13 protein-coding genes are annotated in these 16992 nt (G+C 47.7%); 9 read left to right on the forward strand and 4 right to left on the reverse strand.

What is annotated here, in order from left to right; all coding sequences use genetic code 11:
• Positions 1-162 precede the first annotated feature (162 nt).
• Both dpaL and ygeW read right to left on the reverse strand, forming a co-directional pair.
• Positions 163-1365, reverse strand: a complete 1203-nt coding sequence (gene dpaL, locus NHN17_RS08060) for a diaminopropionate ammonia-lyase (protein ID WP_255041744.1) — start codon at positions 1363-1365, stop codon at positions 163-165.
• Positions 1366-1553: 188 nt separating this feature from the next.
• Complete coding sequence (gene ygeW / locus NHN17_RS08065; RefSeq protein ID WP_255041745.1) at positions 1554-2741, reverse strand: knotted carbamoyltransferase YgeW; 1188 nt, start codon at positions 2739-2741, stop codon at positions 1554-1556.
• A 594-nt stretch (positions 2742-3335) separates the two neighbouring features.
• On the opposite strand from ygeW, the gene NHN17_RS08070 reads away from it, so the two are divergent.
• Positions 3336-5063, forward strand: coding sequence for a sigma 54-interacting transcriptional regulator (locus tag NHN17_RS08070; protein ID WP_255041746.1), 1728 nt, complete (start codon positions 3336-3338; stop codon positions 5061-5063).
• Between the two features lie 84 nt (positions 5064-5147).
• Here NHN17_RS08070 and NHN17_RS08075 read toward each other — a convergent pair whose 3' ends face one another.
• Positions 5148-5624, reverse strand: a complete 477-nt coding sequence (locus tag NHN17_RS08075) for an RNA-binding S4 domain-containing protein (RefSeq protein ID WP_255041747.1) — start codon at positions 5622-5624, stop codon at positions 5148-5150.
• Between the two features lie 143 nt (positions 5625-5767).
• Between NHN17_RS08075 and NHN17_RS08080 the strand changes: the two genes are divergently transcribed.
• The 5 genes from NHN17_RS08080 to NHN17_RS08100 all read left to right on the forward strand — a co-directional run bounded on the left by NHN17_RS08080 (position 5768) and on the right by NHN17_RS08100 (position 10746).
• Positions 5768-6259 (forward strand): NUDIX hydrolase, encoded by a 492-nt coding sequence (locus NHN17_RS08080; protein WP_255041748.1) that lies wholly within the window; start codon positions 5768-5770, stop codon positions 6257-6259.
• 157 nt (positions 6260-6416) lie between these two features.
• Complete coding sequence (locus NHN17_RS08085; RefSeq protein ID WP_255041750.1) at positions 6417-6572, forward strand: hypothetical protein; 156 nt, start codon at positions 6417-6419, stop codon at positions 6570-6572.
• Positions 6573-6786: 214 nt separating this feature from the next.
• Positions 6787-7632 (forward strand): TPR end-of-group domain-containing protein, encoded by an 846-nt coding sequence (locus NHN17_RS08090; protein ID WP_373689551.1) that lies wholly within the window; start codon positions 6787-6789, stop codon positions 7630-7632.
• 177 nt (positions 7633-7809) lie between these two features.
• A complete protein-coding gene (locus NHN17_RS08095) occupies positions 7810-9351 on the forward strand; it encodes a DEAD/DEAH box helicase (RefSeq protein WP_255041752.1) in 1542 nt (513 codons plus the stop codon).
• Positions 9352-9435: 84 nt separating this feature from the next.
• Positions 9436-10746 (forward strand): rhodanese-like domain-containing protein, encoded by a 1311-nt coding sequence (locus tag NHN17_RS08100; RefSeq protein WP_255041753.1) that lies wholly within the window; start codon positions 9436-9438, stop codon positions 10744-10746.
• A 59-nt stretch (positions 10747-10805) separates the two neighbouring features.
• Here the strand turns inward: NHN17_RS08100 and torS are convergent, their stop codons facing one another.
• On the reverse strand, positions 10806-13763 hold the full coding sequence (torS, locus tag NHN17_RS08105; protein ID WP_255041754.1) for a TMAO reductase system sensor histidine kinase/response regulator TorS: 2958 nt from the start codon (positions 13761-13763) through the stop codon (positions 10806-10808).
• Between the two features lie 151 nt (positions 13764-13914).
• On the opposite strand from torS, the gene torT reads away from it, so the two are divergent.
• From torT to NHN17_RS08120, 3 genes are all read left to right on the forward strand, one after another.
• Positions 13915-14985, forward strand: coding sequence for a TMAO reductase system periplasmic protein TorT (gene torT, locus NHN17_RS08110; protein ID WP_255041755.1), 1071 nt, complete (start codon positions 13915-13917; stop codon positions 14983-14985).
• A 290-nt stretch (positions 14986-15275) separates the two neighbouring features.
• Positions 15276-15734 carry a methylglyoxal synthase gene (locus NHN17_RS08115; RefSeq protein ID WP_255041757.1) on the forward strand — a complete coding sequence of 153 codons (459 nt, stop codon included), beginning with the start codon at positions 15276-15278 and terminating at the stop codon, positions 15732-15734.
• A gap of 263 nt (positions 15735-15997) precedes the next feature.
• Positions 15998-16981, forward strand: coding sequence for a zinc-binding dehydrogenase (locus tag NHN17_RS08120; protein WP_255041758.1), 984 nt, complete (start codon positions 15998-16000; stop codon positions 16979-16981).
• Positions 16982-16992 lie beyond the last annotated feature (11 nt).

Genomic DNA, 16992 nt, shown 5'->3' on the forward strand with positions numbered 1-16992 from the left:
GATCGATTTTCACGGCACCCTGCCTTATTGATGACGCTAACACGGCGCAAAATTTAAAATTTTTGGTTTTGAGCTAATTATTTTTGGCATGTAGTAACGCTAGTTAGGACAAGGGCAAGCACTCTCAAAACACACATTGTGCTAACTAGCAAAACTAAATACTTAAATGGTTTGGTGTTTACCGCCCCACACTACTTCACGGTAATGGACTGGGTCAGTATCCCCTTCGGTGCTAATCAGCAATACCACTGAGTGTTTGTTCAGACCCAGTTTTTCCATCAGTTTTTCTTTCTCTGGATGGAAGTGCACCGCGGCAAGCAAACCTGCACCAACGGCACCGGATTCACCAGAAACAACCCTTGGGTCACTGCCTTGCGGGTTGCCCAGCACACGCATACCGAGAGCCGCAACACTGTCTTGGCAGGAAACAAACTGGGTAGAGCAATCGCGAAGCACTGGCCAGCCAATAGGGTTTGGCTCACCGCAGGCCAAGCCGACCATGATGGTGGCAAGATCGCCATCGACATTGATCATTTCGCCTTTTTCGCTAATGCCAGAACGGTAGATACAGTCAGCCTGATCAGGTTCAACGACGACAGAGTGCAATTGATCAGGTCCGTACTGGTCACACAGATAGCCAAGCACGCCGCCGGCCATCGCACCAACGCCAGCTTGAAGGAAAACGTGAGTCGGACGTTCAACAGCCATGGCTTTCATTTGATCAACGGCTTCTGCCGCCATGGTGGTGTAGCCCTGCATGATCCAGGTAGGAATTTCGGTATACCCTTCCCATGCTGTGTCTTGCACCACTTTCCAACCGTTTTCATCAGCGGTTTTAATGGCAAGGCGCACGGTATCGTCATAGTTCATATCGGTGACAATACATTCGGCACCCAAGGCACGAATATTCTTCACACGCTCATCAGCCGCGCCTTTTGGCATGTACACCACGGCATTCTGACCGAGCTTATCAGCAGCCCACGCAACACCACGACCATGGTTACCATCGGTTGCAGTTGCGAACGTCATTTTTTCTGTGATGTCGTTTTTCAGCTTGTCGAAATCAAAGGCATTGATATCGAGATTGAACTCATCACACAGCAGGCGGGCAATCGCATACGCGCCCCCCAGCATTTTGAAAGCATTCAAATTGAAGCGGTAGGCTTCATCTTTGACTAGGATTTTTCCAACACCGATTGCTTTGGCCAGACAGTCGAGTGAATGTAATGGTGTCGGTTGGTAACCCTCCACAGCTTGGTGGAAGGCACGGGCTTTTTCAGCCTCGGCGGCAGTAAATAATGGAGAAAGCTGACCGTTATAGTGGCGGTTATCGGCGATCTCCATTTTTAGAGTGAAAGTAGACACGACCAGACCTCGTAAAAATAAGAGAAAGAAAAATGCGGGGGGTAACAAATATCCCAAGGGCAGTTCCCCCCGCTAGTGGGCTAGTATGACCCAAGCATAAAGATACAGATAGATCGACTAGGTTCACCCTGCCCTGCTAACACCAAAAAGTATCGTCATGGCAGGTGAAAGTGAGTAACGCGACAACGTTATTTAACACGCTTCTTCGCATCGTCCAGCAGCTCTTGCAGAATAAGTCCTGGCTCCTGGTATTTACGGTTCAAGATCATTGCCGCAATCACATATGGCTTCCAGCTGGCTTCCTTGTATGTCGCAATACGGTATTTCTCAAATACCGACTCTTCCACTTCGCCTTCCTCACAAGACACGCCCGTGATATCAGCTGGTAAGCAGTGCATGTATAACGCTTCGCCTGCTTTGGTCAGCTTCATCATTTCTTCGGTGCAGTGCCAATCTTTGTGATTGGCATTCTGTGCCAGACATTCTTGCTCTAGCACTTTCAGGCCGTCATGATCGTTAGCACGTAGCAGTTCGGTTCGACGGCCCATGACCTGGTAAGGCGCCCAAGATTTTGGATACACGATGTCGGCACCTTCGAATGCTTCTTCCATGCTGGCAACTTGAGTAAAACTACCGCCAGAGGCTTCAGCATTCTTACGCGCTTCTTCAACCACTTCAGGGATCAGGTCATAGCCTTCAGGGTGAGCCAGTGTCACATCCATACCAAAACGGGTCATCAGACCGATGATGCCCTGAGGCACTGACAGTGGTTTACCGTAGCTTGGCGAGTAAGCCCAAGTCATGGCAATTTTCTTGCCTTTCAGCTTATCCAAGCCACCGAAGTGTTCTTCCAGCCATGCCAGGTCAGCCATAGACTGGGTTGGGTGGTCGATATCACACTGTAGGTTAACCAAGGCAGGACGATGAGGTAGCACACCTTCCTTCACACCGTCATCCAGTGCTGCACCGACTTCACGCATGTAGGCATTACCCGCACCTAAGTACATGTCATCACGGATCCCGATAGCATCAGCACAGAAAGAGATCATGTTGGCCGTTTCACGGACCGTTTCGCCGTGAGCGATTTGAGATTTGCCCTCATCCAAATCCTGCTGAGCAAGGCCTAGCATGTTGATAGCTGAAGCATATGAGAAACGGGTACGTGTTGAGTTATCGCGGAACAGGGAAATTCCGAGGCCATTATTAAACACGTTAGTGGCAATATTTTCCTGACGCATCGCTTTTAGAGCTTGGGCCGTTTTCAATACACGTTCAAGCTCTTCCGGGGTTTGCTCCCACGTCAACAAGAAATCTTTGTCGTGTAGTTCAGATTTTAGCTCGTTAATTTCCTTGATCAGTTCGTTGATGCTCTTCATGATTTTCATCCCGGTTTCAATTGTTATTCTTCCCTGGCAGCACATTACATCACTAGCCAGCGACTTAATGGGTTATGACAGCCTTTAGCTAGCATTGCTCAATCAGCAGTCATTCTTTGGTTTTTTATTTAAAACATTGAGATTGCAAGAAAAAGGTATAATGTCTATTAATCTTCAGGCTTAAATTAAGGGTTAACAAAATGAGTTGATTTCGTACTTAATGAACTAACAATCAATAACTGTGCCAAAAAACGTTTTACGGTAAATAAATTATCATCTCTCGTCTACAGACCGCATTCATAAAGGGTTTAACTCTTCATGTTATTTTTTTTAAGCCATGATAAGACACGTTGTTATAAGTACGCTATCACCGAGGTATCATACCTTTAGACCAAAATGATAGTGATAAAAAAGGGGGATTATCATATTGATATTCCCGTGTGACATTGCTTGCAAAATATTTCTTTTCAAAATGTTCATTTGAAAAACCCTGATACATATCAAACAGCATGATAAGGTTTTTCTTTATGTTAGCTCGGTCATTAAAGAAATAAGCCAGTCAATATGCTTAACACACCAAGACCATCAGAATTAATGCAATTACAACCAACGATCCTCCGTTTCACGCAGATGCTGTCGGCGGTGTTGAAAATCGATGCCGAAGTGGTAGATGCCGATTTGGTACGAATTGCAGGCACTGGTCCGTATAGTAAGTTTTTTGGAAAAAAGCAAAATACCAGCTCAAGGATATTCAGATATATTCTTGAAACACATGAGGAAAAAGTTGTCGTCAAGTCACGTACCGACCCTCTATGTGAAGGCTGTACCAACAAAAACGGATGTCGTGAAATGGCCTTTTTGGGTGTACCAATCATGATTGAAGATCGTTGTTTGGGTGTGATCAGCTTGGTGGCATTTACCGAAGAATCTCGCGAACGAATCAAAGATAATGTTCAGCTTTTCTCCGATTACATCAAACATATTGCTCAAATAGTGGTGTCTAAGGTTGTCGAGAAAAATAATAATAGTGAAGGTCTCGATGAAGTGTTTACCAATCTTATTGAAAACATGGACCAGGGCGTATTAATTCTCGATGAAAACAACCGAGTTAAATACGGTAATCAGCATGCACTGACCAACTTAAATATTACAAAAGAAGTGTTGCATAGCCTTGAAATAAATATTCAACCGCTTTCTCTTCATAACAATGAAATGAAAGGTCATCAGCAGCATATTATTTCACTGGGAGGTCGGCAGGAGTTATTGGTTGGGCAGTTTTACAACACCCACGGCCATCAACTTTTCCTCATGGCTTACCACCAGCCAAATAGCACATTGATGATCCCCGATCACGAACCACAATTCGCCACGGTCATTGGTGAGTGTACCAAGATGCGCCAATTGAAAAAGTTGCTTACCCGGATTGCCAACAGTCCTTCAAGCGTATTGATCAACGGTGAAAGCGGTACCGGTAAGGAAGTGATCGCCAATGCGGTGCATAACCTCAGCGATCGCAGCCCATCCCCGTTCATTGCCATCAACTGTGCAGCCATCCCCGACCAACTATTGGAAAGCGAACTGTTTGGTTATGTAAAAGGGGCCTTTACGGGTGCTTCGAGCAAAGGTAAAACCGGTCTGATCCAAGCTGCCAACAAGGGGACTCTGTTCCTTGATGAAATTGGTGATATGTCGATGACCCTGCAGGCCAAACTGTTGCGGGTACTGGAAGAACGAGAAGTGATGCCAATCGGCTCAAACAAAGCCGTGCCGGTGGACATCCGTATTATTTCGGCCACCAACCGGAATTTTCAGGAAATGATTGCGACCAATAAATTCCGTGAGGATCTCTACTACCGCCTAAACGTGATCCCCATTAATTTACCACCACTCAAGGAGCGTGAAGGGGATATTGCGCTATTGATTAATTACTTCCTTGAGCACCACACCCAAAAAATCGGTGTGACGTATCCGGGGATCAGTGCCGAGGCCATGTGTCGTCTCAATGCCTACCACTGGCCGGGTAACGTGCGAGAACTAAGCAACTTAGTGGAGTATCTTGTCAATGTTGTACCTGAAGGCGACCAGATCGACGTCGATTTACTTCCTCCTTACTTTGAACAAACACCTGAGTGCGCCATCACACAGGAAGTCTTGAGTGACGATTGCTCAATGAGTTTGGAAGAGATGGAAAAGATACGTATCGAAGAGGCGATATTCCGACTGGGCAACCGCAAGATGGTGGCAGATGAACTAGGGATCGGTATTGCGACCTTATACCGTAAAATCAAGAAATTCGGGCTCAGTAACCACCGCCCGGCATAACAACCATCCAGCTTTCTGATGACTAAAAAGGGCCGCAACAAATGCGGCCCTTTTCGTATTAGTTGACATCGTTCTCGCTGGGACTTAAAAGCTGATTGGCTTACGGCCCGTCGCTTTATCCGCGGGCCCTTTGGCTTTAGTCTCTTTTGCCACATTACCTCTACGGCCTTTATTAGCCTTCGCTGCTTGGTTGCGAGAACCTTTAGCTTTAGTGCCCTGCTCTTTGCTTTTTGTCGCTTTTGAGCCTGGCTTAGCGTGTGAGGCTGCCTTAGGTTCAGTTTCCTTCTTCGGCCTTTCGGCCACTTCGGTCACAGGCTGATCGCAAAGAACCAAATAAAACTCGTTATTGAATTCAACCACGTCACCATCGTATACCTTGCGGCGCTTACGCTGCTCCAACTCACCGTTAACAGCCACATAGCCTTCGGAAATAGCAAATTTTGCTTCACCGCCACCACTTACTGCATTGGCAATTTTCAACACCTTATAAAGCTCAATAGGCTGAGCACTCACCTCAACGCCAAGGGCTTCAACTTCATATTCTTCGTGTTCTTCAGACATTTTTTCAACCAGTGGTGACTTCAATTATTCAGCTCACGCTGACGTTCTTACTGAATTTTAACCTATTCCGGCTTGGCATTCACGGGTTAGCTACGTTATTCTCGCCGCTTGTCTTTTCAGCTAACTTTTCTAAAGGAAGCCACATGTACTGTCCTTCTTGCGGACAAGCTTCACTAGCACGCACTGACGACAAAGCTTTTCGCTGTGAACACTGCCAATTTATCTATTTTCACAATACCGCATCAGCAATACTGGCCGTTATCTGCTTTGAGGACGAAATATTAGTGGCAGAACGAGGCCGCGAGCCTTGCAAAGGTATGCTCGATTTTCCCGGCGGCTTTGTTGATTATGATGAATCTTTGGAGCAAGCATTGTACCGGGAGCTGCAAGAAGAGCTCGGCTTTCAACCTAGCGAGGTTCACTACATTGGTTCGGCACCTAATACTTATGTTTACCGAGACATCGAATACAAAACCTGCGATGCCTTCTATCACATAACACTTGAGAATAAACCCACAATGCAAGCAAATGATGATGTTGCTGCAATACGCTGGGTCAAGCGCGATGACATTGTTCCGATTAATTTTGCCTTCGACTCAGCCAGAAGCGCACTTAGACTTTTAGGTATAGAATAGCGACCTTTAGGTCGTTCTACGCCTACGAGGATGAAAAAAGTGTGAACTACGCCTTTTTCCTCCTCCCCAAAATAATTAATCAGGGATGATGGTTTTTTAACCAAATAGAGACAGGATGTAAGCCGTAAACAACATGATGACTTGAGGGTAAAACGTCATGCTGACTTTTAATAAAGATTATGTTTTTTCAAACAATACAGAAACCAGCTTCGAAGAAGCCAACAACGTGCATTGCCAGCAAGAAGCCGACAAAGAGCTGAAGCGCAAAGCCATGTTGGCCTCAGTACAACAAGAAGGTGGTTTGGTAGAATAATTTAACTGCCAAAGCAATCCTAATTCGACGTCTCTCCAGCGCTGGTGGTAACCAAGGTTTTGGCCGCCAACCAATTTCTTCCTGTGCCTCGTTGTTAGTAAGCAATCAACATACTCAGGCCGTCAGCGCTATTCTCTTACATCCATTTCCCATCAAAATCACATTCCTTTAGACTACTATTCCTTAATAGTATTTTTTGTTCAAGGAAGTTCCTATGTTCTTACGTTATCTCCTCTTATTCGTCGCCTTTGCTCTATCGGCCTCTGCCAATGCCGAGATGCAACAAGCAGAAGATAAAATACTGGAACGCCCCTTAATGGAAAGGTATGTCCTTGATGAACTGAAATCCCTTCGTACTGATCAGCAAGATCTCGAGCGCCGCATGGTCATTGAGATCACCGACCGAGAACTGGCCGTTGCCGATAAATCAATGAATTATGCCAACGTCACCGTTACCTACTTCTTCTATCTCATCGCCGGTGCCGCTTCGCTGTTTGCTTTCGTTGGCTGGCAATCACTACGTGAACTTCGTGACAACACCAAGAAGGCTGCAGACCAACAGCTTCAATCTATCGCCCAACAATACGAAAAGAAATTCCAGCGCCTCGAACAAGATCTCAAACGCAAAACTCGAATCATTGCGCAAAACAACAAAGAGATTGAAACCATCAATGAGATCCACAATCTGTGGCTACGCTCGCAGGGGCTACAGACCCCTGAGCAAAAAATCGAAGTGTATGACGATATATTAAAGATTCGCCCTGGTGACTTGGAAGCCTTGATCTATAAAGCTGATGCCATCATCGAAATCCGCGAGTTTCATTGGGGGCTTAGCCTATGTAACCGAGTACTGGAACTTGATCCTCATAATGCCCACGCCCTCTACCAACGCGCATGTGCATACGCCTGCCTCGGCTCAGAAGAATTAGCAATGGATGATTTGGAGAAAGCCGTGACTGACAGTGCGTCGTTGCGAGAATTAGCCGCCGAAGAAAAAGATTTTGAATCCCTGCGTGGCAACGAACGGTTTGAGCTTCTTATTGCGCCCATTGAGAACTGACAGCACACAAACTGTATCGGCAACATGACGATACTGTATTAAGGCAGCAACATATTGAGACTATTGCCGCAAACTTCAAACGCATAGAATTAGGACTTTTCTCGATCCTGCTGTAAGCTAGCCGGCTTGCTGCCTATGTGAGGCAGATCAAACTTTTCTTCCGAATGAGAATTATCTATGAGTTTTGCCTCTTTGGGCCTTTGTACCCCAATCCTTGAAGCTGTTGCCAACCAAGGCTATGAAACCCCGTCTCCTATCCAAGCTCAGGCTATCCCTGCGGTATTGGAAGGCCGTGACGTCATGGCTGCTGCACAGACAGGAACAGGTAAAACTGCAGGTTTCACCCTGCCAATTCTCGAGCTTTTGTCTAAAGGCCCTGTAGTACGTGCAAACCAAGTGCGCGCACTGGTACTGACCCCAACCCGCGAGCTTGCCGCTCAGGTGGGCGAAAATGTAGCGACTTACTCGAAGCATCTACCACTGAGCTCTGCCGTTGTTTTCGGTGGTGTGAAAATTAATCCTCAGATGATGCGCATGCGCCAAGGCGCTGACGTATTGGTTGCGACTCCTGGCCGCTTGCTGGATCTTATGGGTCAGAACGCCGTTAAGTTCAACCAACTTGAAGTTCTGGTACTGGACGAAGCCGACCGTATGCTGGATATGGGCTTTATCCGTGACATCAAAAAAATTCTGGCGAAGCTACCTGCTAAACGCCAGAACTTACTGTTCTCTGCCACCTTCTCTGAAGAAATTCGTGAATTGGCTCGTGATCTGACCAACAACCCGGTTGAGATTTCGGTGACCCCGCGCAACAGCACGGCAACAACCGTAGAGCAATGGATTTATCCAACGGATAAAAAGAAAAAACCCGCCCTACTGACCAAGCTTATCCAAGAGAAAAAGTGGCAACAGGCGCTTGTCTTCACTCGTACCAAGCATGGTGCTAACCGATTGGCAAAATACCTTGAAGAGCGTGATATCACAGCAGCGGCGATTCACGGCAACAAGAGCCAAGGGGCACGTACCAAAGCATTGGCACATTTCAAAACTGGTGAAGTTCGCATTTTGGTTGCAACGGACATAGCCGCGCGTGGTATTGATATCGATCAGTTACCGCAAGTTGTGAATTTTGACCTGCCGAATATTGCAGAGGATTATGTTCACCGTATTGGCCGTACAGGCCGCGCTGGTGCTAACGGTCATGCTGTTTCTCTAGTATGTTCAGAAGAAGTCAAAGAACTGAATGCCATAGAGCAACTGATTCAAAAACACCTTGAGCGTAAAGATGTGGTGGGCTTCAAGCCAACAGCTGCACTGCCTAAATCACTAGCAATCAAGCCGCTTAAAGCGAAAAAGCCTAAGAAACCGAAAAAGGTGGATGAGTCATCAGAAAACAATTCTGAAAAGCGCACTGACAGCCGCAGCAAGCCAAAACGTCCATCTGGCCCACGTAAAGGTAGCCAGTCAGCACAAGGCGACAGAAAGCCGCGCAATGCTAATGGCTCACAGCGCAAACGTCAGGACAGCGGCAATGGCAATGGCAATGGCAATGGCAATGGCAATGGCAATGGCAATGGCAATGGCAATGGCAATGGCAATGGCAAAAATACACGTAGCAGCGATGCAAAGCCACGCGGCCAAAAGCCGGGCCAACGTAGCCGTAAACCTAATGGTAATAATGTGAGCCGCTCGAGAAATACGGCAGCACCAGCCAATTAAGCAGCTGAAACGTTACTTATATCAATAAAATACCTAGCCAGCATTATATAATGCTGGCTTTGTTGTTTACGCCGGGTATTTCATATGAAATTCATGAAGTGGACACTACTTTTCACCGCCACAATTATCAGTCCCCAACTCATGGCGGCAACTTTTGACCAGTTAGCCGCCGATAATAACCAAGACTTCCAAGTCATCGATTGTCGGTCGAGTAATCACTATAACGGCTGGCCTGAAGCCAACCAAACACGTGGTGGCCACTTCCCCGGCGCTATCAATTTCGATGCCGACTGGCTATCAACGCTCCGCCCTCAGGTTGTCCGTGCCGAGTTAGAAAACCGTGGCATTGACCTTACCAAGCCAACATACCTCTACTGTCAGCCTGAGAAAGCCGACATTTTACAGTCTCAGCTTGAAGCCCTAGGCAGCAAAAACATTAAGTCAATCGACCAATCCATTGCCAACTATTCAAGGCAATTGACTGCGCTAGAAAACTACCAGCAGCTCGTACCTGCGCAATGGCTTAATCAGCTGATTAATGACGAGGAGGTGATCCACCCGCCAGTCAAAGGCTTTAAAATCGTCGAAGTGGCATGGGGACCGCCAACGAAATACCTAGCAGCCCATATTCCCTCAGCCCTTTACCTCAATACCAACACCATAGAGTCTGAGCCTTGGTGGAACCGCGTTGATGATAAAAAGCTGGAAGCCGTTATCAGAGAGCTGGGGGTTTCCCACGATACGACAGTGATCCTGTATGGCCGCGACAATACCGCTGCAGCCCGCGTCGCAAGTTTGTTGATGTACGCCGGTGTCGATGATGTTCGCCTGCTCAATGGCGGCTGGCAGTCTTGGGTCAATGCAGGGCTATCGACCCAACCGCTACGCAACCGCGCCGAGCCGGTAGAATTCGGCCGATCGATTCCGGCCAACCCGCAATATATTGTCGATGTCCCGCAAGCCAGAGACATTCTGGCTGATCCTCAGCACCAATCTTTGGTTAGTATCCGAAGTTGGGCGGAATACACCGGTGAGACCAGCGGTTACCGCTACATCGAACCCAAAGGCCGGATCAAAGGCTCTAAGTGGGGCCACGGTGGTTCGGATGCTTATCATCTGGAAGACTTCCGCAACCCAGATGACACCATGATGAGCCCAAGTATCATGACCCAGTTCTGGAAGGATTGGGGGATCAACGCATCGCAGACCGTCTCGTTCTATTGCGGAACAGGCTGGCGGGCGTCAGAAGTCTTTTTCTACGCCCATGTGATGGGGTGGAAAGACATCAGTGTCTATGATGGTGGCTGGTTTGAATGGAGCGGGGATCCTAGCAACCCGACCGAAACCGGTGACATCCCCAACGCACCAAAATCAGCGTTCTACAGCGAAAAATAATAAAAAGGCTGCGAAATCGCAGCCTTTTTTCTATCGGTTATCTCAGGACGGGACAAACGTTACTTTTGCTCAGAAGCAAAAGTCACAGCCAGCACTCTGATTGATTCCTGATGAATAGACTCCAACGCTTTGGCTGCCTCCTTCTCGACAATACCTTCCTTCGCTAACTTCTCTACCTCCAAGCAAATCTGATGTAACTGGCGCAGCCCCATGGTGCCTGCCGCGCCTTTGAGGTTGTGGGATAAGCTGGATACAGAAGTCAGATCGCCGCTCTCCATCGCAGGAAGCAATTTCGCCATTGTCTCTTTCGACGACTCTGCAAACAGGGATATCATTTTCTCGACCATTGCCTGGCCCAGGACTTGAAGATCGCTTCCCAATACAGACTCATCCAATATCGGCATTTGCTCATCCATACTAATTATTACCTTTTCGCTCTGCTCTTCTTGATGAGAAACACTTGCCTGAATATTCTCTACTTCAGCGGTTCCTACTCTCTCTGCGCTACCAAGAATACTTTTCAGGACATCGACCAGTTGGTGCTCTACCAGCGGTTTTGGCAAGAATCCGGCAAAGCCCGCCGCCAAATATTGTTCAACTTCTTCATTGAAGACATGGGCAGAAAAAGCGACAAACGGGGTGTTGTTTCCCTCCCCTTCGCGATCACTTGCTGCTTTCAGCTGCTTGAGATCTCCCAGAAGAGTAACCCCATCGGTATCCGGTAGGTTGATATCCAATAACACAATATCAAAGTCATTTTCAGCATAGAGCTCTTTTGCTTGGTGACCATTTTCCGCGACCAATGTTTGATGACCCAAACGTCGCAAGAAGCCTTCGGCAACCAAACTGTTGACGGGGTTATCTTCCACCAGCAGTACCTTCGCCGCAGGTAAGCTTGACCCCATATTCAACCTCTGGCTCTCTGTTTGCTCCCCGGGCTCAAGCGTTAAGGTAAACCAAAAACAGCTCCCCTCACCCGGTGCAGAACTAAGACCAATTTCTCCACCCATGGCTTCAACAATACGCTTACTGATGGCCAATCCTAGCCCTGTCCCACCAACGGCCTGACGGCCTTCGCTGGACTGCTGGAAGGCATCAAATATCACTTGCTGTTCATTATGTGGAATCCCCATACCTGTATCTTCCACTTCAATATGCAGGCGTGATAGGTTGTGTGCAGAGGCCGAAACCAGCACTGTTACTTGGCCATCTTCGGTAAACTTGATGGCATTACCCACTAGGTTTGCCAAAATTTGGCGAATACGGGTTGCATCCCCCACCCAATATTCTGCGACGTTGTCATCAATCTCTGTCAGTAATCGAATATTTTTACCCTGTGCTCGTCCGGCAAACAGGCTGTAAACATCCTTGACCAAGGTATGGAGTGAGAAATTCGCAGGCCTGATATCCAAGTGACCCGCTTCGATTTTCGAATAATCCAGTACATCATTAAGGATATCGAGAAGGGTTTCACCGCTCCGGTTAATCACCTTCAAATATTCCGCCTGCTTATCATCCAACCCAGTATCAGCCAGCAGGGATGCCGTTCCAAGCACGCCATTCATCGGGGTGCGGATCTCGTGGCTCATCGTGGCTAAGAATGCTGATTTCGCCCGGTTGGCTTGTTCCGCTTCAGAACGGGCTTTAGCATGGTTATACACCTCTTGGTTAAGCTTCTCGTTGGCTTTTTCCAACTGGCTAGTGCGTTCTGCGACTAATTGCTCAAGACTGTTTTTATGCTGTTGCAGCTCATAGCGGATTTTAGATTCTACCTGTGCCAACCGGTGTCGTTCGTAGGCGGTATCGCGGGCAACCATAATAGCGCGTCCCATTAGCGCCAACTCATCATCACCTTGCATGGTCAAACGAATTTCCAAATCGCCCCGTGCCAGTGCCATCAGAGCCTTGCTGTAATCATTGATTCGACGGATCACCCGTGCATACACGTAGCGCCACATGATCAGCACCAGTGCCACCAACCCCAAAGCAGAAATAGCAATCAGACTATTTCTTGCGATGGTCAGTGTCTCGTCAACTTGAGTCACCGCCTTCTGTGTACCGACATTGGCCGCCTGGATAATACCATCTACCGTTTGGTTCAACTGCTGGAACAGCACCACGTTTTGCTGCTCCATCCTCTCGACATCCTGATGAGCATGGATTAACGCTTCCATAGCCACGAAGAACTCACCATCATTATTGAGCGCCTTTACCTGCTCCAATAATTGTTCAGAACGGCTTGGGTCTTCGACCGATTTCACCCGCTGCTGGATAACACTTACCGCATACTCAAAACGTTGCTTTAGTTTGTTCAGATCATTGATGGTGCTTACTTGCTCGCTGTCATCAAGCATATTGATAACCTGCAGTGACAGAAAACGCAGTTCAAAGAGGCGCTCACTGAGATCCATATCCACCTCAACCAAGCTATCAAGGGCATTAAACACCGCCTCTTTGTTACCTCTTTCAACCAAGTCATAGATGCGGGAAACATTCGCAACGGCAATGGTATTGGCATTGGACACTTGTGACTGGGACAGTTCATCGATCTGTTTGGTTGCCACCGTCATGGTGTCATTAAGTGTCCGCACTTGATCAGTTAGCTCCAGCTTTCTACCGACCAACATCCCCAGCATGGCCAAGTTATTGACAATGTTCTTCACATCCGTTTCTAGCTGTGTCATCAACTCTGGCTCGAACGCATATTGATCAAGGGAGTTTAGGCTGTTGTTGAGTGCGCGAATATGAAGGGTCAACGACTTCCCCTGCTGCTCCCGCTCTTTTTCATCTTTCGACTTCGCCAATACCTGAGCATTAAAGATAATACGAGTACTAAGATCTGATAATTGACGGGCTTCAACCAAGGCCGGAACGGCAGTATTGATCACCGTCCGCTCGGTTTTAGCCACCAGGGAAAAACCGGCAACACCAATCACCACTGCAATAATCATCAAGCCAGCCATCATGGAAAAAGCAATCAGCAGTTTCTGGCCAATGCTACTGGGAGTAAGGGTCATAGAAATAAACCGTGGCAGAGATAAGTAGGTCTGCAGCTCAATCCACCATCACAACATGGGGAACAGGCAGGCACACCTAACAGGAAACAGTAAAAATGCTATTATACCAGCTAAATATACCCAAATAGCCCTATTTCCTGACGGTTACAACATGATCAAGACCATAGCGATGACATTGCTGGCAATTGCCTGTATCAGCCAAACCGCCTATGCCGCGGAGGTTATCGCCTACCCCCCTTCTTTTGAGACAGACAAACAAGCTAAACACATCCAATACCAACCGTTAGAGAAAGCCCGCAAACCTTGGAAGCTCTGTGCCGTATACCCGCACCTAAAGGATTCCTATTGGTTGTCCGTGAATTATGGCATGGTAGAGCATGCCAAAAAGCTGGGTGTTGAGCTTAAAGTGCTCGAAGCAGGTGGTTATCCGAACCTCGAAAAGCAACAGAGCCAACTTACTGACTGCCGAGAATGGCAAGCTGACGCCATCATTTTGGGCACTGTTGATAGCCTAGCCTATGATAATAGGCTAACCCAGTTAACTGATGACATTCCGGTTTTTGCCACCATCAACTACCTCGATACCAGCAAACAAAACAGCAGTGACAACGTTATCGCCCGTGTGGGAGTGGATTGGTATCAAATGGGCTACCGTACCGGTGAGTTTTTAGCTAACCGCCATCCCAGTGGCAGTGGTATGGTCAATGTTGCCCTACTTCCTGGCCCACAGAAACGTGGTGGCACCAAGCCCGTAGTACAAGGCTTTTATGATGCCACTGAAAGTAGCGATATCCATATTGTCACGACGTTGTGGGCTGATCATAGCAAAGAGCTGCAACGTAACTTGATCCAGCAACTGCTGGCATCCGATCAACACTTCGACTACATCGTCGGTGGCGCCGTATCAGCAGAAGTGGCGATCAGTGAACTACGGGCCAAAGACTTAACTACAGAGACCAAAATCCTATCGACCTACCTCAGTCATGGGGTATACCGTGGGCTGCTTCGCGGCAAGATCCTCTTCGCCCCAACCGACAAAATGGCCCAGCAGGCGATGCTTTCAGTCGATCAAGCTGTCAGGTATCTTGAAGGTAAACCGTTGAAAAAAGATCTCGCCCCGATCCTGGCTCTACTGACACCAGAAAACCTAGACAGTAAGGTGATCGCCGAGTCCCTTTCCCCTGCAGCATTTCGTCCCGTATTTCATGTAGAGGCACCGTAATATCAATCTCAGTAATATTCAGTTTGCTGCAATTCTATTCAGATACCAGCAGATGCTGGCCACTGATTCTGGATTTCTGTTATCGAAGCTATGATTTTAAAAGATTTATTTGTACTTCCCTTACAAGCTCTGGTACTTATACTCAATGCCTCAAATTGAGTTGCACAAGCTTTCTCACACCAAGTGCAATCCATTACATATGGCTGAAAGATAGTACCACACAGCTGTCACACTCTAGCAATACACTTTGCCCGATAGCTGTTATCAATTTTGTCTCTGTGGAGTAGTAGATGCACGTCACAACCCGAACAATGGAAGAATCCAAGCATATCGCGCTTGTCGCTCATGACAACTGTAAAACCCACCTTCTGCGCTGGGTCAGTGAGCACAAAGATAAATTAAAAAATCATGTCTTGTATGCCACAGGCACTACCGGCCATATGATTGCGCGTGAATCGGGTCTTGAAGTCAACTGCTTGCTGAGCGGCCCGATGGGCGGTGACCAACAGCTTGGTGCACTGATTTCCGAAGGCAAGATCGATATGATGATTTTCTTCTGGGATCCACTCAATGCCGTACCGCATGATCCAGATGTCAAAGCACTGCTTCGTATTTCTGCAGTATGGAACATTCCGGTTGCCACCAACCGCGCCAGTGCCAACTTTATGATTTCATCACCAAGATTGGCGGAAAAAGTAGAAATCGAAATCCCAGATTACGAAGCTTACTTAAACGAGCGTCTAGGCTAAGACTAACCTCGACACCGTACATATTCTTCAAACGCCTCTTGATCAAGAGGCGTTTTTTATTGCCTTTATTTGCCTCTTAACAACCGCCATCACAAGTTTGGAGCACTGGCACTCTTCTCTCGCCCATTAATACCAACCAACATAAATGCTTGCTCAACGACTTATCCAGATTGGTATAACGCTGACGTGGCAGCCAAAAATCGAAAATTTGGTTTATTGTTAATAAAGGATAAAAAATACAATAAAGATTACAGTGGTGGCCAATGAAAGCATGGAAATTAAACCAGCCGGAAGGTATCGACCAATTGGTACTGACAACGGCCTCGACACCAGCTCCATCAGCTGATGATGTCTGTATCCAGGTTGAAGCTGTTGGTATAAACCCTATCGACTATAAGCTTGCCCATTGGGGCTACGCGACCTGGAACTACCCACAAATTATCGGGTTGGATATAGCCGGTACAGTTACCGAAGTCGGCGTTGATGTTCACCACCTCCAACCGGGCGATCGGGTAATGACGTTTATCGATCCACGCGACGGCGGTGGCTTCGCCCAATACGCCAAAGCCAAAGCCTATGCAATTAGCCGGTTGCCTGATGATATTAGCTTTACTCAAGCCGCCGCTCTTCCTTGTGCTGGCTACTCAGCTTGGATTGCGATTCATGACAAATTGCGGCTTGAAGCAGGCCAAAGCATTGCCATCACCGGCGCTGGGGGTGGCGTGGGTGGATTCGCGGTCCAACTGGCAAAACAGTTAGGCGCCACCGTTTATGCCATCGCCGACAGCCAGCACCACCAACGGCTTCTTTCTTATGGCGCTGATGAAGTCATTGACCCACAAACTGAAAATATCGCCATGCGGCTCATTGAATACACCGAGGACAAACTGGTACACGGGGTGATTGATTGCGTATCGGCCAGGTCTGGCAGCACCATGAGTGCCTTGGTTCGCTACAACGGCCATATTGTGATGATCGCCGACCAGTTCAATCAGATCCCTCTATTAGCCACCACCAAAGCACTCAGCTTACATGAGGTCGCGCTTCACGGCACCTACGCCCACGGCCAAATCGAACATATACAGCACCTTGCCGATATCGGTAATCAGCTCGCGAACTTAGTGAGTGAAGGACGGCTCGATCCTATGGTGGATCACATCTATGCGTTCGACCAGCTTCCCGAGGCTCTCAAGCACCTTAAAGAGCAGCAACACAGCGGTAAGCTTGTGATGCAAGTAAGTGAATAACAGCCTTGCTG

It is taken from the genome of Photobacterium pectinilyticum (assembly GCF_024357955.1).
Taxonomy (GTDB): Bacteria; Pseudomonadota; Gammaproteobacteria; order Enterobacterales; family Vibrionaceae; genus Photobacterium; species Photobacterium pectinilyticum.